Genomic DNA, 25,059 nt, shown 5'->3' with positions numbered 1-25,059 from the left:
CGAGTTTGACAAAGTTCTTAGGTTTTCCAAATCTTCAAGCTTTAGAATAATTAAAACATTTAGCAGTGATGAACCACTTACCATATATCACGGAGTAAAAGTTAAAATCCAAACTTCCACTGCACTCTTACGTCGCAATGTGCTTATTATATAAACTTTTAAATTATGAGCTTTATCTACTTTTCAATTACAAACTCCATATTTACAGGAGCAATAAGCTTAGATGATGTTTTATCCTTTTGAACAGACTGAATATCTTTTATAAATATAGTATACTTTTTACCCTTTTCATAAGAATTAACTGGTGCCACTTTAATGGCCTTATTATCTTTATCATAAGATACATTCACCTTAACCTGCTGATTTTTATCATTTAATACATATACATTGGCAGTATTTACTGTTACTTTATCTAAATCTTTTGCAAATTTAAATGTCCATGTTTTATTTGAAGATACATTATCTTTCTTCTCCATATTTATTATATTTCCTTTTTCTTCTTTAGAAGTTAGTACATTTTTTATAGTCATAAAATTTTTCTTGCTTTCTTCTATCTTCGTTTCTCCACCTACAACACATAGATAATTTTGCTTTAAAACCGCATCCATAACTGGTGCAAAATTTCTTATATCTTCTGCTGTTGTAGATATAATATCTCTTCTCTCCTTTTCCAAATCTGACTGCTTAGTTCCTGTTAAATATAAATTATCAGCTATAATTCCATCAGCAGCAGCTCCATAATATTGATCTAATTTACTATATTTATTATCCTCCTGCCCTACTGTACCTATTATATAATTAGTCATTTGTTTCTCATCAGCATTGAAATTCTTCAAAAATTCAGGCGTTTGATTAAATGTATCTATTGTCTTTTGAAGATTAGGATCTCTATAAGATGAAAATACAACTTTATTATTATCTACTCCCATATAAGCTCCATAGGCTCCGTCTCTCTCTCTTATAATAGGAGACAAATAATCCATATTTAATATATTTTCAAGAACCTTAATTTTACCATTTTCAGTATAACCTGACTTTTTAAGATCTCCACCTTTATACACATATTGAACAGTTGAAGGAATAATTAACCCTTCATTTATTGTTGAATCATCAAAACTATATTTATATTTTTTAAGATTTTTATTTTTTAAATCAGATAAGAAATAGTTTAAATTATCAGCAAAAGTTTTATAATTCTCTTCATTTCCAGTAAAACTTACTATCAAATCTTTTTTGTTAAATACAAGCTCTCTAACTTGTTTCAAGTTTTTTATAATTTCATCACTTTTGCTATCAAAATTTTTATCTAAGTCACATAATAAAGAGTAAAATCCGTCATCTTTATAAGCATTGTATTTACCAGATTCAGACATATATGATAACAACTTCTCTTTACCCAATAAGTTTCCATTATACGCTAACTGCTGTTCTCTTTGAATTTTTAAATTGCTTATTATTTCTTTTAAACGAGGTTTATCATTTAAATTACTATTAAATATTATCTCATTTAAAATATTAAAACCATTTTTTAAATTTTCATTTAAAGGCATCAATGTAACTGTCATCTTTGGATAATACAAATTACTATCTTCATGATTTACTACACATTCTGGAGAAAGTGTAATTCCTCCACTGTTAATTAAAGTTTGTTCTCTTAAATCATCTTTGGAATAATTTTTTGTAGCTATATTACCAAGAACATTACTTAATAAATAAACATATCCAAGTTTATCTTGAGGTACTGTACTGGTATCAAAATATAACGTAGTAAAATCTATACCATTAGTATATATAGGATGTTCTAAAACTTTAACTCCACTTTCTGTTTTTTCTACAGTCTTATATTCTTTTGTATTTGTATTTATATCCTCACGAGTAAGCGTTGGCAGTGTATTCAATTCTTCTTTGGTAGGCGGTGTATTTTGCCATTTCTTTAAATCCTGAGTACTTCTAACTAGTGAATCAAGTTGATCCTTAGAAAGTGATGCTTTATATGCTGCAAGTTTAGATTTCAACTCAACTTCTTTCTTATTTTCAAGACCTGTCACAGGTTTCAAAACTACTAAAGATGAACTTTTATTATCTAATAGATAAGTCTTTATAAGCTCTTTAAAATGTTCTGGTTTAACTTTCTCTTTTATATTTGCAATATCAGAATCTACATTTAAATAAGCAATAGGGTCTCCTTCATGCATCCAGCTTCTCATAATAAGCACATCATAAGCAAGAGCATAATCACCTTTTACCATACGATTATTTAATTCATATACTTTATAAATTGAATTTAATAATTGATCATCAAAACCATTTTGTACTATATTTTTTAAACTGTCATTTACAACCTGCTTAAACTTATCCTTTTGACTTTCATCTACATTTTCTGCAATTATACTAAAAACTGGTTGAATTCCTGAGAAATCAAATTTAATGCTGACATTTTCACCAAAACCATTATCCTTTAGTGCTTTTTTTATTGGAGAAGATGGTATTCCACCTAGTAAAGTTTGAAGGAAAGAAAATGCTTCTACTACATCCTTATTTGTATTTTTATCAATTACATAATTCAAACTCAAATAGCTTTTATTTTTAGTAGATGCTCCTTCTGGTAAAGAGTATTCTACAGTTTTTTCTACACTTTGATTAAAAGGCTTCTGAAGTTGTAATTCAGTGTTTACCTCTTTTTTATCAAAATTATTTAGATACTTTTCCCCTATAAACTTCAATGTTTTATCAATATCCATCTTTCCATATAAGTACAAATAGCTATTTGCAGGGTTATAATTTTCATTATAAGTTTTTAAAAACTCCTCATAAGTTAGATTAGGCATTTCATCAGGAGCACCTCCAGCTTCATACTTATATGATGTATCTGGAAAAAGTGATTGATTCACAGCTCTATCTAGTACCCAATCAGGTGAAGAATAATTTCCCTTCATTTCATTATATACTACACCATTATATGTTAAATCATCATTAGGCGAGTTCAATTCATATCTTATACCCTCTTGCTCAAAAATTCTTTTATCTTTTAATACATTAGGATAAAAAACAGCATCTAAATATATCCCCATTAAATTTTGAAAATCTTTGTCATTTTTACTTGATACAGGATATAATGTACTATCATTTGTAGTTACAGCATTCAAATATGTAGTTAAGGATTGTTTAGCCATTTCAGATAAAACATCTTTAACCGGGTAATTTTTAGAACCATAAAGAACTGAATGTTCTATTACATGATTAACTCCTTTATTATCCTTTGTAGGAGTTCTAAAATTTACACACATCATTTTATTATCACTATCATTCTGTAAATATATAAGCTGAGCTCCACTTTTAACATGTTTATAAATGCATACATTGGATTTTAAATCTTCAATCCATTTTTTAGAAACTAATTGGAATCCTCCCAAGGAATCATTAATAGTACTACTTACTTGCACATTAGAACTTTCTGCTTTTACATTGTTTGATAGTTCCATAATGAAAGCCTGTGATGACAGCATTGTTACTACTGTTAACGCTATTATAGACTTTAACCTTTTATTCATTTTAAATCCCCCTTATAAAAACTGGAATAGTCTTATTAATTATATATTATACTAGTTTTTTCTAATTTCTAAATACAATACTGTTAAATTATGCATATTATGTGTTCAATTGTCGCCAGATAACATTAAATAAATTATTCAATTTTCATAATATAAAATATTGCAAAGCAAATTATTTTATTTAGAATCAGAATAAAACTTTTAAAATATATTAAATATAAAGATACTTTTAGTATGTACTAAATACTCATACTATTTCTTATTTAAATATTATACTTTAAGTAAAATCATGCTGCAAAACATTATAATAAATATTGTTATACATGTTGACAAATATTATGTTAAATAGTATTATATAACCTATAAGGTAGCAAAAATATTAATAATTTAGGGGGAATCATCTATGACTGTAGATAATTACATTTTTAAAAATTCTAAAGAACTAAAGGGATTAGCTAGAGAAAAACTAAAAGAAAATTGGCTTAAAGCTATACTTGTTTGTTTTATATGCTGGTTTGTTGCTGATTCTTTCTCAAATATATCAAATGTTAATGATGGAATTCAACACATTTCTTTTTTAAATAATCACATTCACTTAAACTTTATGGACAATTCATCAACTGACAATATAATTACTTTTTTGAGTTTCTTATTTAGTGGTGCATTATATGCAGGTTCCTCTTTATTTTTCCTAAAACTAATAAGAAACCAAAATGCTTTAGTTGAAGATTTGTTATATGGTTTTAAAAGCTTTAATCTTTTTGGAAAACTGTTTTTATTAGAACTTATAAAATCTCTATTCATAATTTTATGGACTTTACTTTTAATAGTTCCTGGAATAATTGCGTCTCTTAAATATTCTATGGCTTATTATATAATAATTGATAATCCTGATTTAAGTATCACAGATGCTATAGATTTAAGTACTAACATGATGGATGGACATAAATGCAGATTATTTTGTTTAGTAATGAGTTTTTTGGGATGGTTTTTACTAGGAATATTAACCTTAGGCATAGGATTTATATGGATTGCACCTTATTACGAAACTACAAAAGCTAATTTTTATGAAGAATTAAAAGAATCTTATTAGGAAAAGGAGTTCCACATAAAGAATGTAGGGGGTGTTAGCAATTGTAACGATGGAATGAATGTTAATTGTGTTACAAACTAATACCTTTACTACACTATATTTTTTATTTTCAATGAACTCTATAAAGAAGAATATAAAATAATTTTGTTAATTTTCAATTATTGTGATATACTATAAGAATAAGTTAGATGTTGTCAGTACTGTACAACCTTAAAAAAATATTAGGTTTATTTTTAAGTAGAAAAATAAAGATTCTAAAATTTTTAACAACATAAGATTTATAACTTTAAAATGTTAGAAATCTTAATGTTTTTTCTACATTAAATTTTCCATCACCTTTACAAGGTGTTTTTTTATCTTATAAAACTTTTATCACTATATTTCAATTTTATCTTAATGTATAAATAGCTTTTAAGGTTGCTATAAGAACTCTTTTGCTTAAGCAGTTAGAGTTCTTATGCTGTATGTAATTCTTTCTATGCTTTATATTAATCAAACTAAAAAATTCACTTTATTGTGTATCTCAAAAACTTCAATAAAAAAGCTTTAGTAATTTAAGGAGGGATTTATTAATGAGAAAAAATTATAAAATAAAAAAAACTATATCAGTAAAACACTTTATCTCCGAATTTGGAGAAAACTTTTCTGAACATATGAAGGAAAGGTTATTAGATTTAGAAGTAAGATGTGTTTTGACAAGAAAAGAGGAAGAAAATATACTTGATTTAAAACATGTTGAACATACCAAATATGATTGTCCTTCAGATAATACTTCAAAAGAATATGTGTACGGAGAATTTTTAGCACTAGATGGGGTTTTATATTTTTCAGAAAAATGTATAGAAGGCGATGAAGTTATGCAATCCCCAATAACAAATGTTATATACAATTCTTTAAGTAGTACAGATATGATTTTTGATGAAAATGGCAACGCTAAAAAAATTGATAATGACAATATCGACTATGTTATAGATACTATATTAACAGTATGTCCTGATGTATCTCAAAGATATTTAGATATTTTAGAAGAAATGACTTCAAATTCAGAAAATAAATTATCAAATACAATTTACACTAAGGCTTATCATTAAATTATATTTATTATTAGCATTATATTAAACAAGAGATTTTAATTCTTACAGTATTTAACTTTTACTCTAAGCTTATCTAAATTTATTATGTTTTTAAATTTTATATCAAAATGAAATCCAACCATACTGTATAAAACAGTATGGTTATGGATTATCATTTAATTTAATATTTTTTTTAAACAAAAATACTAATGGTATAGTTGCTAATATTATAAATAAGGTTAACATAAAAGCATCATCTATTCCATGCAAATAAGCTTCTTTTCCTAAATATGAATAGGCAAGATACAAACCTCCAATTTGAGGATTTATTGAATCAAAACCTTTCCCTACTATATACTCTTTAGCTGAATTCAAAAAATTTGAACTTATAGGACTTATGCTATTAAATTGCTCCGCTAATCTATAATAATGCAAATTTTGTCTATGTTGAAGAAATATCGTAAGTATAGTTATACTCAAGGATCCAACTACTTGTTTTACAGTATTTTGAAGAGAAGATCCTCTTCCTACTAATTCCTTAGGCAAGGCATTCATCCCCTCATTTTGAATCAGTATAATGCACATTCCTACTGAAGCTCCTCTTAAAAATACTAATAAAGTAAAAATACTGTTACTTGTATCCAAATTTAAGAAATACAATTTATAAGTTGAAACTGACATTAAAATCATGCCTAAAGCGATTAAAGGTAAACTTCCAATTTTGCTTGAAATTTTTCCACTTATCATCATAAATAAGGCTGATCCAAATGCATAAGCCATCATCATAATACCAGTTTTCACAGCACTTAATCCTACTAAATTTTGTAAGAATAATGGCATCAAGAGTAATAACCCATATATACCAAACATTATAATACTTGTTATTATTAAACTTAAAGTATACTTATATATTTTTAATATTCTTAAATCTAACAAAGGATTATCTGTGGTGAGTTCTTGTACAACAAATAGTATAAAATTAGCGCTTCCAAATATAATTAATAATGGATATTTTATTTCTCCCCAATCTATATTAGACCATTCACCTATAACATAAAGAATACTTACTAACCCTAAAGTTGAAGTTAACACTCCAATATAATCCAACTTTTGTCCTTTTATTCCTTTACTATCCTTTATAATTACTATAGCTAAGAAGGTTCCCATAATCCCAATAGGAACGTTGACTGTAAAAATTAAATTCCAAGTCAAATATTCAACTATATATCCACCTAAAGTTGGTCCAATAGCTGGTGCTGCCATTGCTGCTATTCCATAAATTGCTGTAGCTATTCCAATTTTATCTTTAGGCATTATTTTATACACCATAGACATACTAACAGGCATAATCATTCCCCCACCTATTGCCTGTACTACTCTTGAAAATATCAAAACATTTATGTTCCATGAAATTCCACACATAAATGATCCAACCGTAAAAACAATTAGAGAGAATACATATACTTTTTTCATTCCAAAAGTATCCTCTAAATATCCAGTGAGAGGTATCACTGCTCCTGATGCTAACATATATCCAGTTAAAACCCATTGAGTTCTATCTAGTGTTGATCCGAAAGAAGACATTATTTTTGTTACAGCTATATTTACAATACTAGTATCAAGAAACGCCATGAAGGTTCCTATAATTACTATTCCTAAACATAACCATTTATAAGAAGGAGATTCTTTTTGTTCCACTCTCTTCACCTGCCTTTATAATCTTTTCTTTTATCTTATGTGTATATTAACTGCTACATTAATACCTGGTAAAAGTTTAACATTACTATATTTATCTAATTTGATTTTAACCGGTACCTTTTGCACAATTTTTGTAAAGTTAGCGCTGGTTGATGTTGGAAGTAAAGAAAATGTAGCAGTAGATGCTTCACCAACAGAATCTATTTTCCCAGTGAACTTTTTGCTTTTATATTTATCTATAGTAATATCAACTTTTTCACCTGACCTCAATTTAGTTAATTTCGTTTCTTCTATATTAGCTGTAACGTATATGTCATCCTGATTTATTACATAAGCAAGTGTCTGACCTGCTGTACACATTTCTCCTTCACTTGCTTGTTTTTTTATGATTATTCCATCTATAGGAGAACGAATAATAGCATTTTCTAAGGTATCACTAGCCTGTCCAACCATATCCTGTCTTCCAATTATTTGACCCTTATTTACCTTATCTCCTTCTTCAACACTAAATTCTAAAAGTTTACCAGATACTTGAGGCGTTACTTTTAATAAATCTGCATTAAGCTTAGCATCTTCTGTAGAAACAAAATGAGTACTATTATACCAGTAATATCCTACTATTCCTATCATAGTTACTATCATAATTACTAATATACTGCTCATTATTACTTTCTTTTTTGATTTCATATGCTTTTTCATCTCCTCTACTCTTTAAGTCCTATTTCTGTAATCATTCCTGGTTTTAACATATCATTTCCTTCTTTTAAAGTAACTCTAACTAAATTTTTACCACTAGAACTAAGTATAGGATTTATTATAGATATTTCACCCTTAAACCTTTTGTCTGGTATATCATCTGCTTTAACAACTACCTGTTTGCCAACTTTAATTTTTCCAAACACATTTTCAGGTACATATCCATCTATATAAAGCTGATTATTGCCTACAATTTTAACTAAAGTAACACCTGTTCCTGCAATTTCTCCTACATGTATGTTACATTCACTTACTGTTCCAGATATTGGTGAAGTTATAATTCCATTATTTATTTGACTTACAGCTGAATTCACTGCAACTTGCGCTTCATTCACCAAAGCCTCTGAAGAAGCTATATCCTCTTTTTCCGCACCATTATTAAGTTTATCTAAAGTAGCTTTATCTGAAGTCAACTTATCCTTGGCAGTATTTAAAGTTGCTTCCATCTGTTCTAAATTTTGTTTTGTTTCATTCCCAGTATCATACAACTTTTTTATTCGATTATAATTATTAAGAGCATTTTCGTAAATTTTATTATCATTATCTATAGCTGCTTCTGCTATGGATATATCTTCAGGCCTTGCTTTACTTTGAACCTTATTCAAAGCAGCCTTAGCTGTATTTACTTTTGCTTCTGCTTGATTTTGTTGATTCTTTAAATCTGTGGTATCTAGGTACACAATGGGATCTCCAGCATTAACTTTACTTCCCACTTGTACATTAACTTTAGTAACCTTAGATGGTGAAATTTTAGAAGACAAATTTACAAAATTATCAGCTTCAATTTTTCCAGCAAAAATAAAAACTTCCCTTTGAGCTGATGCTGTACTAATAATTTCTTTATCATTTGACTTAAAATAACTGCATCCATTTAATAATATTGGAATTATGAATAATATTGGAATTATTCTTTTTATATGACTCTTCATTTTATCCCTCCTCTTTAAAATTCATTTAAATATCTAAACTATATTTACTTTTGCTTACAAACACCATATTTTATTATTTCCATAAAACATGTAAGTTCTTTATTCATCATTTCTAATTCTTTTATCACTTGTTCTTCCTTTAATTCACTTTGAATAAAAGAGTATTTTTTTAAATATCTCATTGTAAGTGCTTGAAATATAAATGAAAACATATCAAATACCTTATTTAAATCAACATTTTTATTAAAATCTGATGTATCTATATTATTAAGCATAACTTTTTTCATTCTTTCTATTAAACTTTGAGTCTTCTCAGTTGCTATGGCTTGTAGCTCATTTGGTAAATTACACAAAAGTGCATTTGAGATAATAATTCCTAAATACATCTCACCTTTAAGCCATTCTGTTCTCTCTTCCAATAATTGATTAAACTTTTCGAATGCACTATTATGAGATTTTTCACATATTTCTTTTGTCTTTTGAAAATATAATTCAGCACAGTAGTCTAAAATATATAAATATAAATTCTTCTTATTCTCAAAGTAATGAAATATCATTCCTTTAGATATACCTGCTTCTTTTACAATATTGTTAGTAGATGCCTCTTCATACCCTTTTACAGCAAACTCTTTTAAGGCTGCTTTAATAATTCTATTCTTTTTTTCTTCTGATATTTTTTCAAAATTCTCATACATTTTATCACTCTCCAAAAAAATATTTCATTGACCACATGGTCGATAAATATATTGTAATACTTATCGACCATGTGGTCAATAGATATATTATAAAAAATTCCTCAAATTATCTTTAAAATAATTCGAGGAATTTTTTACACCAAGGTACATTCCAAAAGATATAATACCTTATTATATCTACTTTTTTCTTTTATATTCATCATTATATTCAACATATATAAATCTAATTGCAAAAAATAAATTAACACATAATGCTGTTATTATTAAGTGACTATTTACTCTTAGTCTTTCAAAAAAGGATATTATTATAAGATTAAAATAAATAAGAACTGGAAGAAGTTTACGTTTTCTATTAGTTTTAATACATTCTAGTATAATAGGAATCATAACTAAAGCAAGAAGAATTAAATCAAGTATAAAATTCATTATTAAATTAGCCCCTATAAATTATTTATACAATTTAATTGTATGTTATACCTTAATTTTTTATAATATAAGCTATCTAAAATTAACATTATTTTAAAATCCCAATATAAATAACTCCTTTCAATATTAAAATATGCACTTTTGTTTCTTAAGTTTACTACTAATATTTATTTTTAAACTTTAATTTTTTAATATTTAAAGGTATATTTATTAAAATTTTAATGTATTTTTAAAAACTATTTACTTAGTTTAACGCTATATGTAAAATTACATTAATATGATAAAAAGGAGGTTCATTTATGGATGACATAGATTTGAAAATCATCAACACCTTGAAGGAAAACAGTAGGTCAACTTCTTCAGAAATAAGTAAAAAAGTAAACCTTTCTATTCCTGCTGTAGCTGAAAGAATAAGAAAACTAGAAGATGGAAATATAATTGAAAAATACACTATAAAAATAAATAGAGAAAAAATTAATTATAAACTTTTAGCCTTCATTTTCGTGAACATTGACAAAACAGAAAACATAGAAAATTTCAGAAAGTCTATAGTTCAATATAATTCTGTACTAGAATGTCATCATGTTGCTGGAGAATATGATTATGTTTTGAAAGTATTAGTAGAGGATACAAAGTCTCTAGAGTATTTTTTATCAAATACCCTAAAGAAAATTAAAGGTGTAATTAAATCAAATACAATAATTGTACTTTCTTCTTTAAAAGAAAACATCAATATTTAAGAGGTGTCAAAAATGATTTTTAAAGGTTTTAAATTTGGTATGTTGTTACAATTTGCCATAGGCCCTGTTTGCATCTTTATATTCCAAATAGCATCATCAAAAGGTTTTTATATTGCGGAAACAGGTGTATTAGGTGCTACTTTAATTGATGGAATATTCATTTTTGCTGCTATTGTTGGTATATCCTCTATAATTGAAAAACAAAATATAAAATTAACTTTGAAAATATTTGGTGCTGTAGTTTTATTTATTTTTGGACTCAGCACAATTCTGAACCAGTTTAATATAAATTTTTTGCCAAATTTAACCATCCAAAATACTAGTAGTACAAATAATGCATTTTTCCATTCACTTATAATTACTGCTTCAAATCCACTTACTATAGTCTTTTGGTCTGGTATATTTTTATCCAAAATAACAGAAGAAAATATAAAAAAAATGGATATTTATCTATTTGGTTTTGGAGCACTGTTATCTACAATGTTTTTTTTAACTTTAATCTCTTTAGCAGGAAATTTTGCAAATACCTTTCTATCTATGGGTATAATACAAAATTTAAATATAATTGTTGGTTTTTTATTAATATACTTTAGTATTAAAATGTTTTTAAAAAAAGTATAAAAAAATGAGAATGTTGCATTAATAAATTAGTACAACATCCTCATTTTTAAAATATATGTGATTTAATTTAGCTTAATAAATCATCCATATTATATAATCCTTTATCTTGATTAACAAGATATTTAGCAGCTTTCACTGCTCCTTGAGCAAATATATTTTTTGACATTGCAGTATGTTTTATTTCCACTATTTCATCCATTCCTGCAAATATAACAGTATGTTCACCTGCTATAGTGCCACCACGAACTGCATGTATACCAATTTCATTTTTTTCTCTTTTGCTTATTCCTTCTCTGCCATATACAAATTCTTTTGAATTATTTAACTCATTATTTATTGCATTAGCAATCATATAGGCCGTTCCACTAGGTGCATCAACCTTTTTATTATGATGTTTTTCTATAATTTCTATATCAAAACTTTCACTTAAAATAGCTGCTGCTTTTTTTACCAAACTAGTTAATACATTAATTCCAAGTGATGTATTTCCTGATTGAAATACAGCTATTTTTTCAGAAGCTTTCTTTATATCATCTATATTTTCAGAAGAAAGTCCTGTTGTTGCTATTACTATTGGAGTTTTTGTTTCAATTCCGTAATTTAGCAAACCTTCTAAACCAGCTGGATTAGAAAAATCAATAATGACATCTGCATTTCCTTTATAACTAGATATATCACTATACACATCATAATTATTGTTATATATCTCTGTGTTTTTATCTATACCTGCAACTGTTTTAACATCTTCCATTGATTCTATAGTCTTAGTCAAAACTTGTCCCATAGCTCCATTACATCCACTTATTATTACCTTTAACATCTTATTTCTCCTTTATTTCTATACCGTATTCTTCCATATTATCTATTAATACCTTCTTATTTTTATCTTCCATAGTAGTTAAAGGCATTCTCAATTTTCCAACATTCATTCCCATAACATTCATAGCAGTCTTAACAGGAATAGGATTTGTTTCTATAAATAATGCATGTATAACTCCATTCATTTTAAGCTGTAGCTTTCTTGCTTCTTTAACATTTCCATTTAAATATTCCATAACCATGTTATGAGTATCCTCTGGTAATATGTTAGCAACTACTGAAATTACACCTTTTCCACCAAGAGATAATATAGGAACTACCATATCATCATTTCCACTGTAGATACAAAAATCTTCTCCACATAATCTAACAATATCAGCTGCTAAAACTATATCCCCACTAGCCTCTTTTATTGCTACTATATTTTTAACCTTTGATAGCTCATATACTGTTTCTGCTTTTAAATTCATTCCGGTTCTTCCTGGAACATTATATAAAATAGCAGGAACTTTTATACTGCTAGTTATAGCTTTAAAATGTTCTATAACACCTTTTTGTGTGCTTTTATTATAATAAGGAGTTACAAGCAATACTCCATCTACTCCTACTTTTTCTGCATATTTGCTTAATTCTATAGAATAAGCTGTGTTATTACTTCCTGTACCAGCTATAACTGGTATTCTCTTATTTACTCTCTTAACTGCAAATTCTATGGTTTCTTTTCTTTCTGCATCTGTCATAGTTGCAGCTTCTCCAGTAGTTCCGCATATAATTATTGCATCTGTTTTATTTTCTATTTGCCAGTCTATTAATTCACCTAATTTTTCATAGTCTATACCACTTTCTGTATATGGGGTAACAATAGCTACTCCTGATCCTTCAAATAAACACATAAATAACCCTCCTAAAATAAATTAAAGATTTTTAACTAATACTTCTGCTATTTGAACTGTGTTTGTAGCTGCACCTTTTCTTATATTATCAGCTACAACCCATAAATTAAGTCCATTTTCTATGCTAAAGTCTCTTCTTATTCTTCCAACATAAACTTCATCAGTTCCTTCAGCATTTATTGGCATTGGATAAACCGTATTTTTAACATCATCTTGTAAAATTATTCCATCAGCATTCCCTAAAAGTTCAAATACCTTATCTAGCTCAAAAGGTTTTCCAAATTCCAAATTTATAGAAACACTATGTCCATATCTTACTGGAACTCTAACTGTAGTTGCTGTTATCTTTAGATCATAATCATTTAATATCTTTTTAGTTTCTTCTATCATTTTAATTTCTTCTTTCGTGTATCCATTTTCCATAAATACATCTATATGAGGAAGACAATTGTAAGCTATTTGATAAGGATATTTATTAGGTGCTTCTCCTTTTATACCATTTTCTAAATCCTTTATTCCACCAACTCCTGATCCAGAAACTGCCTGATAAGTAGAATAAATTATTCTTTTTATTTTAAATGCATCATGCAATACTTTAAGTGGCACTACACATTGAATAGTAGAACAATTAGGATTTGCAATAATTCCTGTATTCCAATTTACATCTTCTGGATTTACTTCTGGTACTACTAAAGGAATATCCTTATCCATTCTCCATGCACTGCTGTTATCTACTACTATTACTCCATTTTCTTTTGCTATAGGAGCAAATTTTTTACTAATATCTCCACCAGCAGAAAATAATGCTATATCTATATCTTTTTTAAATGAATCTTCATTTAATTCTTCTATTATATATTCTTTACCTTTAAACTCCATTTTGCTTCCAGCAGATTTTTTTGATGCAAAAAGGTATAAATTATCAATAGGAAAATTCCTTTCATCTAATACTTTTAAAAACGTTCTCCCAACCATTCCTGTTGCTCCAACGATAGCAATATTTGCTTTTCTCATTTCAATCACCTCATAAATATTTTTAGTTAATAATTATTAACTTTTACAAGTTTAATTTTTGTGCTAAAACTGTTACTGCTTTTTGTTTATCTTTTGAATCTAAAGTATAAGATATACTTATTTCTGAAGTAGTTACTTGCTTAAATTCAATATCATTTTCTGCAAATATGGTAAATATAGAAGCTGCAACTCCAGACTGCTTCATCATACCTATTCCAACTACAGATAATTTTGTAATATCTGATTCCTTAGAAACCTTAATACCTTGTATCTCAGCCTTTAGCTCTTTTTGAACCTCATTAATTGTATTTACATCTTCCTTTGATGCAGTAAAGGAAACATTTATATATCCATTAAATGGTGCTGTTTGACTTATCATATCAATATTTACATGATGTTTAGCCAATTTATCAAATATTATTGATATATTTTTAGAATTATATGGTACATTATTAACTGTAACCATAAGAACATCATCACTAATTGAAAGTCCTGTTATTACTTTTTCTTCCATTGTTTCATCATACTCCTTTATATAAGTTCCTTTTTGATTTCCATGCGTTGATGCTACATAAATAGGAATTTTGTATTTACATCCTATTTCTACTGCTCTTGTTTCCATGACACCAGCTCCTAGGCTTGCCATTTCCATCATTTCTTCATAGCTTATATAATCTAATTTCTTTGCATTAGGCCAAACTCTTGGATCAACACCATATATTCCATCCACATCTGTGTATATTTCACAAGTACAATTGAGCTTTGCAGCTAGTGCTACAGCAGTGGTATCTGATCCACCTCTTCCTAAAGTTGTTATATCTCCATTTTCATTTATACCTTGAAATCCAGCTACTACAACTATTTTTCCAGCTTTCAAATGATTCTCTACATTTTGAATCTCTATATCAAATATTCTATTTTTAGTATGAACTCCTCCTGTCTTTATTCCAGCTTGAAATCCTGTTAATGACACTGAATCATATCCATTTTCTTGAAACACCATGGATAGTAGTGCAATTGTCACTTGCTCTCCAGTTGATATTAGCATATCCATTTCTCTCTTATTAGGATTGTCAGAAATCTGTTTTGCCATATCTATAAGCTTATCTGTGGTCTTCCCCATAGCAGAAACCACCACTACAATGTCATTACCTTCCTTTTTTCTTTCTATTACTTTCTTTGCAACAGCCTTTATTTTATCTATAGTTCCTACAGATGTTCCTCCATATTTTTGTACTATTGTAGCCAAGTTCATTACCCCCTTTATTAAAATAATATATCGTTTCTAATAATATCTTCATAAGTTTCTCTTTTTACTGCTATTTTTGCTTCACCTTCTTTAACAAATACTACTGCTGGCTTAGGTATTCTATTATAATTACTAGACATACTATAGTTATAGGCTCCAGTAGTTAACACTGCCATAATATCTCCTCTTTCAACCCTTGGAAGTTCAATTTCTTTTATTATTATGTCTCCAGATTCACAGCACTTTCCTCCAATAGTATACTTTTCATTATTTTCAACATTAACCTTATTTGCAACTAAAGCTTCATATTTTGCATCATATAATGCTGTCCTTGGATTATCTGCCATACCTCCATCTATAAAAACATACTGTTTACCACCATAAGTTTTTTTAGTACCTCCTACCTTGTAGAGAGTAGTACCTGCATTGGCAATTATTGATCTACCTGGTTCTATCATAACTTTTTTAATATTTAAACCTGATTTTTGTGCTTCTTCTTTAAGTATTGAAATCATATTTTTAAGACAACTCTTTAAATTAACAGGTTTATCTCCTTCAGAATAATATACTCCAAATCCTCCTCCTAGATTTAATTCTTCAGCACAAAATCCACATTCATTTTTTATTTTTTCTAAAAACTTAATCATATCAGACACTTCTGAGTAAAATGATTTTTCCTCAAAAATTTGAGATCCTATGTGACAATGAAATCCCTTTAAATTTACACTTTCACTATTTTTAAACCTGTTTATAATCTTGCACATATCTTCATCAAATATCGATTCTCCAAATTTAGAATCATTTTTTGAAGTTTGAATATATTCATGAGTATGAGCTTCTATACCTGGATTTACTCTTAATAAAACATCAATTTTTTTGTTTAAGCTTTTACATAAATATTCAATTACTTCTAACTCATTTCTATTATCTACTACTATTCTTCCTATTCCTTCTTCGATAGCCATGGTTAATTCGCTTTCTGTTTTATTATTCCCGTGCATATAAATTCTACTTACAGGAAAATTTGCTTTTAAAGCTGTATAAAGTTCTCCACCAGATACCACATCTAAACTCAATCCTTCTTCACAAATAACTTTAGCAATTGCTAAATTTAAAAAGGCTTTAGATGCATATATAACTTCACTTTCAATACCTTCTATTTCAAAATTATCTTTAAACTCTCTGCAAGTATTTCTAACTAAATCTTCATCTACTACATATAGAGGAGTACCAAATTCTTTTACTAGTTCAGTAGTATCGCATTTTCCTATTTCTAAATGTCCTTTATCATTTACATTCATAGTTCCAAATAATTTCATCTTATCTTCCTCTTTTCATTAATTTTAAATATATAAATCTCTTCTTAATTATTAATATACTAAATTTGTGTAAATTAAAAGCAGCTGTGAGCAAAAGGTACTCTCAACTGCATATACAATACAAAACCTTTTGCCCCAATATGATAAGCACTTCTTTAAAAAATTGGGCAATTTCCTAAAGACAGTACTATACTTATTCAGCATAGTCCCAGTATACAAACATCAAAGCTTGTAAACTTCGGCGGATGACCCTTTCTTGTATCTTAAATATACATTACTTATGACAACCGCAACCTCTGTACCATATTGTTTATATTAAATTTAGTGTTTTTTTGTAAATAAAAAACAGTTATGAGCAAAAGGCACTCACAACTGCTGTGTATAACAACAAACCTTTTGCCCCAATATGACAAGCACTCCTCTAAAAAATTGGGCAATTTTTCAAAGACAGTACTATACTTATTCAGTATAATCCCAACACATAAAACTAAGTTTTATGTACTTCGGCGGGTGCTCCTTTCCTAATAATTCAGTACTTATAACAACCGCGGCCTCTATGTCACATTGTTTATATATTCGTTTTTTATTTTCATGTGGTATACTTAGGAGTTTAACAAATTATGTTCATATAGTCAACTACTTTTTTTATGTTTTTGCATATTTATGCTTTTATTTTATTTTTAACATATGAAAATACCCAGCTATTTACTGAGTTTTCACATATATTTTTAGAATTAAAAAATAAATTTTTTATATTTCAAATCTATACAATATAGAAATATTTGCTTCTACCTTATGCTTACACATAGTTTTTAAAACTACGTGTGATTATGTTGATATTTATAGTATCTTTAAGTATTTTTAAGAAATTTATTGAAAAATAACTAATTATCTTTTATTTTCATACCTATTTTAAATTGAAATTTTATGTATTAGTTATATAATATATATAATGACACATAATAAAGTTATAAATTAAATTTAATTAAATGCAGTAGATTTTAATTTAAATGGCATTTATGCGTGAATTTAATGGATACTTTCAAGCTTATTATATGGAGGTAATGTTATGAAGAAAATTTTTAGAGAACCTGTTAATGGTTTTACCCATGTATTTGGAGCCGTTGTATCACTGGTAGGATTAATTTTGCTTATAGTCAAAGTCATATTTTCATCCCCATCCATAAGCGGTCTTAAACTTACAGGCGTTATAATATTTGGATTAAGCTTAATATTTTTATATACAGCAAGTTCTATTTATCATTTAGTAAATTCTTCAGAAAAAGTAATTAAATTTTTAAGAAGATTAGATCACTCAATGATATTTATACTTATTGCTGGAACATATACACCTATATGCTTAATTGCCCTAAATGGCACATTAAGATGGGTTTTATTTATTACTGTATGGTCAATGGCCATAGCTGGAATACTATTTAAAATGATATGGTTTAATCTACCTCGTTGGATATCTACTTCATTTTATATAGGTATGGGATGGCTTGCTATTTTTGTTATATCCCCTATTTCAAAAGTTCTTTCTATAAGTGGTGTAGCTTGGCTATTACTTGGTGGTATATTCTATACTGTTGGTGGTATTATATATGCTGCTAAATGGCCAAAATTAAACTTAAAGTTATTAGGATTTCATGAAATATTTCATATATTTGTATTACTTGGAAGCTTTAGTCATTATATATGCGTTTTGAAATATGTTATATAAAAAAATAAGTGTTGAATTAATTTATCTTAATTCAACACTTATTTTTTTATTAGTCTTCATATGATTCCTTATGATATTATTTGTGTATACATTCTTTCATAAATGCCGCACATGATTTTTGAACCATAAAAAGTTTCTCCAGCTATTCTAGCTTTCTTAGATTCATATTCCAAACTACACCTTGCGTAATATTTAAAACACTCTTTTAATTCACTTATGCTGCCAATACTAAATTTATTACCAATCATATTATCTTTGTTTAATATTTCTCTATGACATTTAGTATCTGATAAAATTACTGGAAGCCCACAATTTAATGCTTCTAAAACAGATATTGATACTTCTTCAGATTTAGATGAAGATACAAAAACATCTGCACACTTTAAAAATTCTCTTAAATTTTCAACTTTGCCTTTTATTACGATACTCTCACTATTATACTTTCTACACCTTTTTAAAAGCGGACCATTTCCAAGTAAAACAAGAGTAGCAAAACTTGAAATATTTGCTCTTTTAAATGCATTAATTGTTGTAAGAGGATCTTTAATTTTACTCATTGATGTAATTGAAATAAAAATTCTCTTTGTAATATCTAATCCCAATTTTTTTCTACGTCTTGCTATTTCTGATTTATCTACTGGTGAAAAGTATATCTCATCTACTCCATTTGGTATTGTATAAGCATTAACATCATAGCGTTCTTTTAATTTCCTTCCCAAACTATATGATGATACAATAGGACAACTTGTTTTAAATATATATTTAGCATATCTCTTATCTTTAATTTTCCCTATTATTTTACCCAATATTGTATTATACTCTTCATATGGAAAATTCCAAATTGTACTGCAATGCTTGAATCTGCTTAAATACTTTACAGCAACTATATCAGCATCATATCCTATGGTGTGTATAATATCTGGCTGCAGCTCTTCACAAGTTACAGTCAAAATCCTTTTCCCTTTTAACCACAATTTTGTTCTTGATAAACCTAAAGAATAAATATCAATTTTTAGCCTTTCAAAATCTTCATATATACTATCTTTAGGTTCTTTCAATAAAGTAATAATTTTAGGTCTAAATTCTCTTCTATTAATATTTTTCAATATATTATATAGTTGATTAGTTATTTCAGATGGCCCAAGATTTGAGACTATATACAAAATCATTTTTGACATATTTTATAAGTCTCTCCTTCATTACCTTGCTAAACATACCTTTCCAAATCATATTTACATATCCATTTTAATTATTTGCTTTACTATAAATCATGGTAATTTGATATTATTCACTTTTATCACACCTTATTTCATTTTTGCCTTAGTATAATTTATATTACATTTCAATAAAAACATTCCTCAAAAAACCTAATTTAGTATTTTATAAATAAAAAATTATGCGTTGCAAAGTACAGCGGAAGTTTGAATTTTAGTAATACACTATAGTTCTAACTATTTCGCTATTCTTTTCACCTATACTAGTAAATTTAAGTATATTCTGTAATTCTTCATTGTTTTTTGTTACTGCCAATAAATCACCTTCACTTAAATTAAAACTTTTCCCACTATTTTCATTAATTTCTACTTGTCCACGTACACAATAAAATACTTCTGTTAGCATACAATAATCTTTACTTTGTAATTTTTCTAGTATTATTTCTTTAACTTCCTCTCTACTAATCTCAATAGCTTCCACTTTTCCACTACAGCCCTCAGCCATCATTAAATTGAAATCTGTTACTTTTCCATAGCTCTTGGTATTCCAATCTCCGCTAAAACTGTCCTGATCAAATTTTTTTAACACAGTATTATGATGATCTTCATGATTAAGAACAAGTTCTCCTTTTAAAATCATTATTATTCTAGATATTCCTTGTAAATGTGTAAATGTAGATTCTTCTATTTGAACCTTTGCAGAACTCAAACGCCATTTAAAATTTCTCTCACTATATACAGCTTCCTTTGGGTAAATTAAAAGCTGAGTTGTTGTTCCTCCTGACCATTCACTGGTTTTATGGTTTTCTTTTTTTATAATTTCATAAATCATTATATTTATCCCCCTACTCACTTATACTGCAGACTATGCTGCAAAAAATTTATCCATTCACTATCATTGGTGACACCCTTATTCTTATATATAAATCCAACAAGATTTACAGCAAATTTACACTTTATCTCAAATTAAATTTTAAATATTAAAAACATCGTTATAAAAACTTTTTTCTTCTTTTATTTTAGATATTTTATCTAAAATAATCGGAATTCCACATTTTATATTTTCTATATTAGCTCTTGCTATACTTATTTTTAGAATGTTATCATTGAAATAGTCCTTTAAATAATTTTTTTCTACATCTTCTAAATATATATTATTACTGTATCTAAGCTCTTTAATAATATTACTCACATTTACCTTCTCTATTAATTCAATACAAGCAAAAAAACCAGTATCAGGAACATGACATTTTAAATAATGCATATTTGCCTGTGTTAATTCTCTTTTTAATAAATTCATTCTTTCAAAATAAGTTTTTCTAATTTTTTTAACATGTGCTTTAAACATACCACTTTTTATATAAATTTCCAAGGCTCCTTGAGATAATACTGAAGTACTTAAATCTGCCCACTTCTTATATTCTTTAAACACATTTGTTAAAATTTTAGGCAGCACCACTGCTGCAATTCTAAGTCCTGGTAGTAATATTTTCGAAAAACTTTTTAAATATATTACTCTTGAGGAAATATCATTATAGTACATAGGATAAGAATTGCTCTTAATTTCCAAATCAGCAAGGTAATCATCTTCTATTATGTATACATCATATTTTTCTGCCAACTTCAAAATTTGCTTTTTTTCTTCAGCAGAATAGCTTGTTCCTAATGGATTATGAAATCTTGGTATAGTATAAAAGCATTTTATATTACAATTTGCAAACCTTCTTTCAAGTTCATCTAAATTTATACCTTTAAAATTCCTCTGAATACCAATAACACGATCATTGCTAAATTCTAATGATTTTAATGCACCATTATAGGTAGGTTGTTCTACAAGTACATTATTTTTTCCATTAGGAAAAGGCATGTTAAATAAAATATTTATTGCTTGTTGAGAACCAGAAGTTATAAAAATGTTTTCTTCATTAGAAAATACTTGATATTCTTGAAATTCCTCTTTAAGCACACTTATTAAATTGGGAAGACCTTTGGAATCTGAGTAATCAAAAAGAGTTTGCTTATACATATCTATTGCTTTGTTTAAACAATGTTGAAATTCCTCATAAGGCAATATTCCTTTATCTGGAGCTGCTGAAGAAAAGTTTATTATGTCAGTATGCAAATTTTTATCTAATTCATCATTATTTTCGACTAAATAATATCCACTTTGTGGTATTGAATATACTATGTGTTCTTTTTCCAGTTCATCATAAGCTCTAACTACTGTTGCTTTACTGCAATTAAATTTTTGGGATAATATTCTCACTGTAGGAAGCTTTTGTTTGTATTTAAAATTCTTATTTTCAACTTCATTTATTATGTAATTTACAATTTCATTATATTTAATCATCTATACATTCCTCTACATATTGTACTAGTACAATATTCATTTTTTCCTATTGTATTATATTTAATTATATTTTACACTTTAATTGTACCACATTATGAAAATGATATGAGTATTTGTAGAGAATAAAACCCAACTATAATTTTATAAAAACTATTAAATTTCTTAAATAGAGAGGTGTAACAATGATTAATGAAATAAAAATTCGCAGAAGCATAAGAAAATATCTAGATAAACCTGTCGAAAATGAAAAAATTATTGAATTACTTGAAAGTGCAAGACTTGCACCTTCTGGCAGTAACACTCAACCTTGGCATTTCATTGTAGTAAAATCTGAATCTATGAGAAAAAAATTAGCTGAAGCGTCCCATAACCAAAAATGGATGATGTCTGCTCCTGTTTTTATTGTATGCGTTGCAGATATAAATTGTAGAATAAAAGAAAGCACACATATGCATTTAGATGAAAATAGCACTGAAGAAGAAGTTAAACAAATAATTAGGGATACTTCTATTGCCATAGAACACATTGCACTTCAAGCTAGCAATTTGAATTTAGGTACTTGCTGGGTAGCTTGGTTTACTCAAGAGGACATTAGACCAATACTAAATATACCTTCTGATAAATATGTAATTAGTATTCTTACTGTTGGATATGCAGACGAAGAACCAAAACCCCGCCCAAGAAAAAAACTTGAAGAAATAGTGCATTATGAAAATTGGTAAAATCAACATCAAGGGAGGTACTAAATTTATGTACATTTTACTTTTAAAATATATAAAACCTATTGAAGAAGTTGAAAAAGCATTAAATTCTCACATAAATTATTTAGAAAAATATTATTCTCTAAAAAAATTTATATGTTCTGGAAGACAAAATCCACGAACAGGTGGTGTTATACTATGTAATGCTGAAAGTCTCACTGAAGTAAATGAAATTATTAAAGAAGACGCTTTTTACTCACAAAAAATTGCTCATTATGAAGTAATTGAATTTTTACCTACTAAATATGATGAAAGATTTAAATGTTTTATAAATTAATAAAAGGAGTATATTCTATGATAAAAAAGATGAATTTTGATCATATTCCTGAAATACAAAGAATAGATAAAATATGTTTCAAAGCCAGTGCTCCAAGAAGAGCTGAAGGAATTAAAGCTTATATAGAAAAAAGTAATAATGCTAGCATTGTATATGAGCTTAATGACAAAGTTGTAGGCTATAACTTCATACACACCTGGGGTAACTTTGGATGGTTTGGCAGCTTTGGAGTTGATCCTTTATATGGCGGACAGGGTATTGGTAAAGAACTGCTTAATTATACAATAAAATTTTTAAAAGAAGATGCAAAAGTTGAAAACATTGGCCTTTACACCATGCCAGAATCCAGTTATAATGTAGGATTATATATGAATATGGGATTTAAACCTCTTAAGCTTTCTTTGAACATGAAAAAACAACTTAATGATAGTTCTAACCCTTCTTACTGCCCTAAACATGAAATAACAAACATAGACGTTTCTAATGAAGAAACTTATTTAAAGTTAAAAGAAGATATAAAAGCTCTTTCCAATAAAATATCCAATGGTTTGGATTTATCTTCCCAGCTTTACTTAATAAAATATAATAATTTTGGAACTGCTTTTGTATTAAAGCAAAATGATCAAATTAAAGGTTTTGCTTTATGCCATCATAAAAGTATAAGAGAATATATCACTGATTGTTTAGAGATAACCCTTCTTTGCATAAGTTCTGATGTTAACTATAAAGATGCTTTAGATTCCCTATTATATCACTGTATCAAATATGCCAAAAGCATAAATTACAAAAGTATATCAATAGATTGTACAACTTACAACTATGATATTTGTGCTCATTTGCTTCATACCCATAAATTTAAAATAGAGCAGCCTAGAGTTATTTTAATTATGGGAAATGAAAACTACATTAGTGATTTCAATGGAATAATTCTGTGTAGATGGGCTGGATAAAAAATTACCAATTGCAACAGTGCTTCAATGTAATTTCTATTAGTTTACTCATTGGTTGGGATATTTTTTTATCTTTATGATAAGCAAGTTGAGTATGGAAATCATTATAGGACCTCGGGAATTCAAATCCTTTAAGGTTTCCATTCTCAATTTCACTTTCAACAGCATAAAATGGCAAAAATGATATTCCAAGACCATTCATGACACACTTCTTTGTAGCTTCTATACTTGAAAATTCTAATGGGTTTGCATATTTAATTTTGTTTTGCCTTAAATAATTCTCAAAAAATATCCTAAAACTGCATCCCTTTTCACTGAATATAATAGGCTCTTTTGCCCTATTGTTTTTAGCATTGGAATATAAAAAATTCAAATCTACCTCTGGTGCTGAAATAAACATCATCTTCTCATCTTTTAAATTTCTAATAACTAAATACTCATCTGAAATCTGCTGTTCAATAGTAAAAATAATATCTAGCTCACCATTGTGCAGCCTTTTCCTTAAATCACTGCAAATTGAATTTTTTAAAATAATATTTACTTTAGGAAAAGTTCTCCTATATTCCTTTAAAATTTCCCCTAATCTATATATGGATAAGGATTCCCCTGCTCCTATAACCAAATCCCCAGATATATAATTATTATTTTTTGACATATTTTTAATATCTTTATAAATTTCTAACATTTGTCTTACTTTGGGTATCAATCTTTTACCCGCATCAGTTAAAACAATTTTCTTTCCAAGACGATCAAATACTACTATACCCAATTCATTTTCCAACATTTGAATATGAGCTGTTATAGTGGATTGAGCATATCCCAAATATTCAGCAGCCTTTGTAAATCCACCTAATTCAGCAATAGTTAAAAATGTTTGTAATTGTCTTATTTCCATCTATCCTCATTCC

At 27.6% G+C, this 25,059-nt stretch carries 23 protein-coding genes and 2 riboswitches; of the genes, 8 read left to right on the top strand and 15 right to left on the bottom strand.

Annotated elements, in window-relative coordinates:
* Nucleotides 1–176: 176 nt before the first annotated feature.
* Nucleotides 177–3,551 (bottom strand): insulinase family protein, encoded by a 3,375-nt coding sequence (locus tag EG57_RS0206005; RefSeq protein WP_032076366.1) that lies wholly within the window; start codon nt 3,549–3,551, stop codon nt 177–179.
* A 403-nt stretch (nt 3,552–3,954) separates the two neighbouring features.
* On the opposite strand from EG57_RS0206005, the gene EG57_RS0206000 reads away from it, so the two are divergent.
* Entirely contained in the window at nt 3,955–4,644 is a 690-nt protein-coding gene (locus tag EG57_RS0206000; protein WP_032076365.1) for a DUF975 family protein, read from the top strand.
* A 572-nt stretch (nt 4,645–5,216) separates the two neighbouring features.
* On the top strand, nt 5,217–5,735 hold the full coding sequence (locus tag EG57_RS0205995; protein ID WP_032076364.1) for a hypothetical protein: 519 nt from the start codon (nt 5,217–5,219) through the stop codon (nt 5,733–5,735).
* Nucleotides 5,736–5,879: 144 nt separating this feature from the next.
* Here EG57_RS0205995 and EG57_RS0205990 read toward each other — a convergent pair whose 3' ends face one another.
* The 5 genes from EG57_RS0205990 to EG57_RS0205970 form a co-directional block, all read right to left on the bottom strand.
* Entirely contained in the window at nt 5,880–7,415 is a 1,536-nt protein-coding gene (locus EG57_RS0205990; protein ID WP_032076363.1) for a DHA2 family efflux MFS transporter permease subunit, read from the bottom strand.
* A 30-nt stretch (nt 7,416–7,445) separates the two neighbouring features.
* The gene (locus EG57_RS0205985; RefSeq protein ID WP_032076362.1) at nt 7,446–8,102 is read right to left on the bottom strand and encodes an HlyD family secretion protein; all 657 of its coding nucleotides are present in this window, start codon (nt 8,100–8,102) and stop codon (nt 7,446–7,448) included.
* 17 nt (nt 8,103–8,119) lie between these two features.
* A complete protein-coding gene (locus EG57_RS0205980) occupies nt 8,120–9,100 on the bottom strand; it encodes an HlyD family secretion protein (protein ID WP_032076361.1) in 981 nt (326 codons plus the stop codon).
* A 44-nt stretch (nt 9,101–9,144) separates the two neighbouring features.
* Entirely contained in the window at nt 9,145–9,795 is a 651-nt protein-coding gene (locus tag EG57_RS0205975) for a TetR/AcrR family transcriptional regulator (RefSeq protein WP_032076360.1), read from the bottom strand.
* A 177-nt stretch (nt 9,796–9,972) separates the two neighbouring features.
* On the bottom strand, nt 9,973–10,221 hold the full coding sequence (locus tag EG57_RS0205970; protein WP_032076359.1) for a hypothetical protein: 249 nt from the start codon (nt 10,219–10,221) through the stop codon (nt 9,973–9,975).
* A gap of 299 nt (nt 10,222–10,520) precedes the next feature.
* On the opposite strand from EG57_RS0205970, the gene EG57_RS0205965 reads away from it, so the two are divergent.
* Nucleotides 10,521–10,961 (top strand): Lrp/AsnC family transcriptional regulator, encoded by a 441-nt coding sequence (locus tag EG57_RS0205965; RefSeq protein ID WP_032076358.1) that lies wholly within the window; start codon nt 10,521–10,523, stop codon nt 10,959–10,961.
* Between the two features lie 12 nt (nt 10,962–10,973).
* Nucleotides 10,974–11,582: a LysE family translocator gene (locus EG57_RS0205960; protein ID WP_032076357.1), complete on the top strand. Its 609-nt coding sequence runs from the start codon at nt 10,974–10,976 to the stop codon at nt 11,580–11,582.
* A gap of 67 nt (nt 11,583–11,649) precedes the next feature.
* Here EG57_RS0205960 and dapB read toward each other — a convergent pair whose 3' ends face one another.
* From dapB to lysA, 5 genes are read right to left on the bottom strand one after another with little or no spacing between them, the layout of a single operon-like run.
* Nucleotides 11,650–12,402 carry a 4-hydroxy-tetrahydrodipicolinate reductase gene (gene dapB / locus EG57_RS0205955; protein WP_032076356.1) on the bottom strand — a complete coding sequence of 251 codons (753 nt, stop codon included), beginning with the start codon at nt 12,400–12,402 and terminating at the stop codon, nt 11,650–11,652.
* A 1-nt stretch (nt 12,403) separates the two neighbouring features.
* Nucleotides 12,404–13,294 (bottom strand): 4-hydroxy-tetrahydrodipicolinate synthase, encoded by an 891-nt coding sequence (gene dapA / locus EG57_RS0205950; RefSeq protein ID WP_032076355.1) that lies wholly within the window; start codon nt 13,292–13,294, stop codon nt 12,404–12,406.
* Nucleotides 13,295–13,315: 21 nt separating this feature from the next.
* Nucleotides 13,316–14,308, bottom strand: coding sequence for an aspartate-semialdehyde dehydrogenase (locus EG57_RS0205945; RefSeq protein ID WP_032076354.1), 993 nt, complete (start codon nt 14,306–14,308; stop codon nt 13,316–13,318).
* 43 nt (nt 14,309–14,351) lie between these two features.
* Complete coding sequence (locus EG57_RS0205940; RefSeq protein ID WP_108849473.1) at nt 14,352–15,557, bottom strand: aspartate kinase; 1,206 nt, start codon at nt 15,555–15,557, stop codon at nt 14,352–14,354.
* Between the two features lie 17 nt (nt 15,558–15,574).
* The gene (lysA, locus tag EG57_RS0205935) at nt 15,575–16,876 is read right to left on the bottom strand and encodes a diaminopimelate decarboxylase (RefSeq protein ID WP_032076352.1); all 1,302 of its coding nucleotides are present in this window, start codon (nt 16,874–16,876) and stop codon (nt 15,575–15,577) included.
* A gap of 136 nt (nt 16,877–17,012) precedes the next feature.
* Nucleotides 17,013–17,185: riboswitch (Lysine riboswitch) on the bottom strand.
* Between the two features lie 95 nt (nt 17,186–17,280).
* A riboswitch (Lysine riboswitch) is annotated at nt 17,281–17,441 on the bottom strand.
* 504 nt (nt 17,442–17,945) lie between these two features.
* On the opposite strand from lysA, the gene trhA reads away from it, so the two are divergent.
* On the top strand, nt 17,946–18,599 hold the full coding sequence (trhA, locus tag EG57_RS0205930; protein WP_032076351.1) for a PAQR family membrane homeostasis protein TrhA: 654 nt from the start codon (nt 17,946–17,948) through the stop codon (nt 18,597–18,599).
* Between the two features lie 68 nt (nt 18,600–18,667).
* Here the strand turns inward: trhA and EG57_RS0205925 are convergent, their stop codons facing one another.
* The 3 genes from EG57_RS0205925 to EG57_RS0205915 form a co-directional block, all read right to left on the bottom strand.
* Nucleotides 18,668–19,777, bottom strand: coding sequence for a glycosyltransferase family 4 protein (locus tag EG57_RS0205925; RefSeq protein ID WP_032076350.1), 1,110 nt, complete (start codon nt 19,775–19,777; stop codon nt 18,668–18,670).
* 250 nt (nt 19,778–20,027) lie between these two features.
* Nucleotides 20,028–20,645: a HutD/Ves family protein gene (locus EG57_RS0205920; RefSeq protein WP_032076349.1), complete on the bottom strand. Its 618-nt coding sequence runs from the start codon at nt 20,643–20,645 to the stop codon at nt 20,028–20,030.
* A 141-nt stretch (nt 20,646–20,786) separates the two neighbouring features.
* On the bottom strand, nt 20,787–22,163 hold the full coding sequence (locus EG57_RS0205915) for an aminotransferase-like domain-containing protein (protein ID WP_032076348.1): 1,377 nt from the start codon (nt 22,161–22,163) through the stop codon (nt 20,787–20,789).
* A 182-nt stretch (nt 22,164–22,345) separates the two neighbouring features.
* Between EG57_RS0205915 and EG57_RS0205910 the strand changes: the two genes are divergently transcribed.
* From EG57_RS0205910 to EG57_RS0205900, 3 genes are read left to right on the top strand one after another with little or no spacing between them, the layout of a single operon-like run.
* Nucleotides 22,346–22,885 carry a nitroreductase family protein gene (locus EG57_RS0205910; protein ID WP_032076347.1) on the top strand — a complete coding sequence of 180 codons (540 nt, stop codon included), beginning with the start codon at nt 22,346–22,348 and terminating at the stop codon, nt 22,883–22,885.
* A 28-nt stretch (nt 22,886–22,913) separates the two neighbouring features.
* Nucleotides 22,914–23,201, top strand: coding sequence for a YciI family protein (locus EG57_RS0205905; protein ID WP_032076346.1), 288 nt, complete (start codon nt 22,914–22,916; stop codon nt 23,199–23,201).
* A 17-nt stretch (nt 23,202–23,218) separates the two neighbouring features.
* Complete coding sequence (locus EG57_RS0205900; RefSeq protein ID WP_032076563.1) at nt 23,219–24,151, top strand: GNAT family N-acetyltransferase; 933 nt, start codon at nt 23,219–23,221, stop codon at nt 24,149–24,151.
* 4 nt (nt 24,152–24,155) lie between these two features.
* On the opposite strand, the gene EG57_RS0205895 is transcribed toward EG57_RS0205900, so the two are convergent.
* Nucleotides 24,156–25,046, bottom strand: a complete 891-nt coding sequence (locus EG57_RS0205895; RefSeq protein ID WP_032076345.1) for a LysR family transcriptional regulator — start codon at nt 25,044–25,046, stop codon at nt 24,156–24,158.
* Between the last annotated feature and the right edge of the window lie 13 nt (nt 25,047–25,059).

Origin of the sequence: Clostridium drakei, from assembly GCF_000633595.2 — a bacterium.
Lineage (GTDB): Bacteria > Bacillota > Clostridia > Clostridiales > Clostridiaceae > Clostridium_AM > Clostridium_AM drakei.
The sequence above is the reverse complement of the archived record's forward strand: the minus strand, read 5'-3'. Positions and strand labels throughout refer to the sequence as shown.

Excerpts from the sequence above, each read along its gene's own strand:
- EG57_RS0205915 (WP_032076348.1), bottom strand. The coding sequence starts at position 22,163 with ATGATTAAATATAATGAAATTGTAAATTACATAATAAATGAAGTTGAA.
- EG57_RS0205965 (WP_032076358.1), top strand. The coding sequence starts at position 10,521 with ATGGATGACATAGATTTGAAAATCATCAACACCTTGAAGGAAAACAGT.
- EG57_RS0205910 (WP_032076347.1), top strand. The coding sequence starts at position 22,346 with ATGATTAATGAAATAAAAATTCGCAGAAGCATAAGAAAATATCTAGAT.
- EG57_RS0206005 (WP_032076366.1), bottom strand. The coding sequence starts at position 3,551 with ATGAATAAAAGGTTAAAGTCTATAATAGCGTTAACAGTAGTAACAATG.
- EG57_RS0205905 (WP_032076346.1), top strand. The coding sequence starts at position 22,914 with ATGTACATTTTACTTTTAAAATATATAAAACCTATTGAAGAAGTTGAA.
- EG57_RS0206000 (WP_032076365.1), top strand. The coding sequence starts at position 3,955 with ATGACTGTAGATAATTACATTTTTAAAAATTCTAAAGAACTAAAGGGA.
- EG57_RS0205895 (WP_032076345.1), bottom strand. The coding sequence starts at position 25,046 with ATGGAAATAAGACAATTACAAACATTTTTAACTATTGCTGAATTAGGT.
- EG57_RS0205985 (WP_032076362.1), bottom strand. The coding sequence starts at position 8,102 with ATGAAATCAAAAAAGAAAGTAATAATGAGCAGTATATTAGTAATTATG.
- EG57_RS0205900 (WP_032076563.1), top strand. The coding sequence starts at position 23,219 with ATGATAAAAAAGATGAATTTTGATCATATTCCTGAAATACAAAGAATA.
- EG57_RS0205995 (WP_032076364.1), top strand. The coding sequence starts at position 5,217 with ATGAGAAAAAATTATAAAATAAAAAAAACTATATCAGTAAAACACTTT.
- EG57_RS0205920 (WP_032076349.1), bottom strand. The coding sequence starts at position 20,645 with ATGATTTATGAAATTATAAAAAAAGAAAACCATAAAACCAGTGAATGG.
- EG57_RS0205960 (WP_032076357.1), top strand. The coding sequence starts at position 10,974 with ATGATTTTTAAAGGTTTTAAATTTGGTATGTTGTTACAATTTGCCATA.
- dapB (WP_032076356.1), bottom strand. The coding sequence starts at position 12,402 with ATGTTAAAGGTAATAATAAGTGGATGTAATGGAGCTATGGGACAAGTT.
- trhA (WP_032076351.1), top strand. The coding sequence starts at position 17,946 with ATGAAGAAAATTTTTAGAGAACCTGTTAATGGTTTTACCCATGTATTT.
- EG57_RS0205925 (WP_032076350.1), bottom strand. The coding sequence starts at position 19,777 with ATGTCAAAAATGATTTTGTATATAGTCTCAAATCTTGGGCCATCTGAA.
- dapA (WP_032076355.1), bottom strand. The coding sequence starts at position 13,294 with ATGTGTTTATTTGAAGGATCAGGAGTAGCTATTGTTACCCCATATACA.
- lysA (WP_032076352.1), bottom strand. The coding sequence starts at position 16,876 with ATGAAATTATTTGGAACTATGAATGTAAATGATAAAGGACATTTAGAA.
- EG57_RS0205945 (WP_032076354.1), bottom strand. The coding sequence starts at position 14,308 with ATGAGAAAAGCAAATATTGCTATCGTTGGAGCAACAGGAATGGTTGGG.
- EG57_RS0205970 (WP_032076359.1), bottom strand. The coding sequence starts at position 10,221 with ATGAATTTTATACTTGATTTAATTCTTCTTGCTTTAGTTATGATTCCT.
- EG57_RS0205980 (WP_032076361.1), bottom strand. The coding sequence starts at position 9,100 with ATGAAGAGTCATATAAAAAGAATAATTCCAATATTATTCATAATTCCA.
- EG57_RS0205975 (WP_032076360.1), bottom strand. The coding sequence starts at position 9,795 with ATGTATGAGAATTTTGAAAAAATATCAGAAGAAAAAAAGAATAGAATT.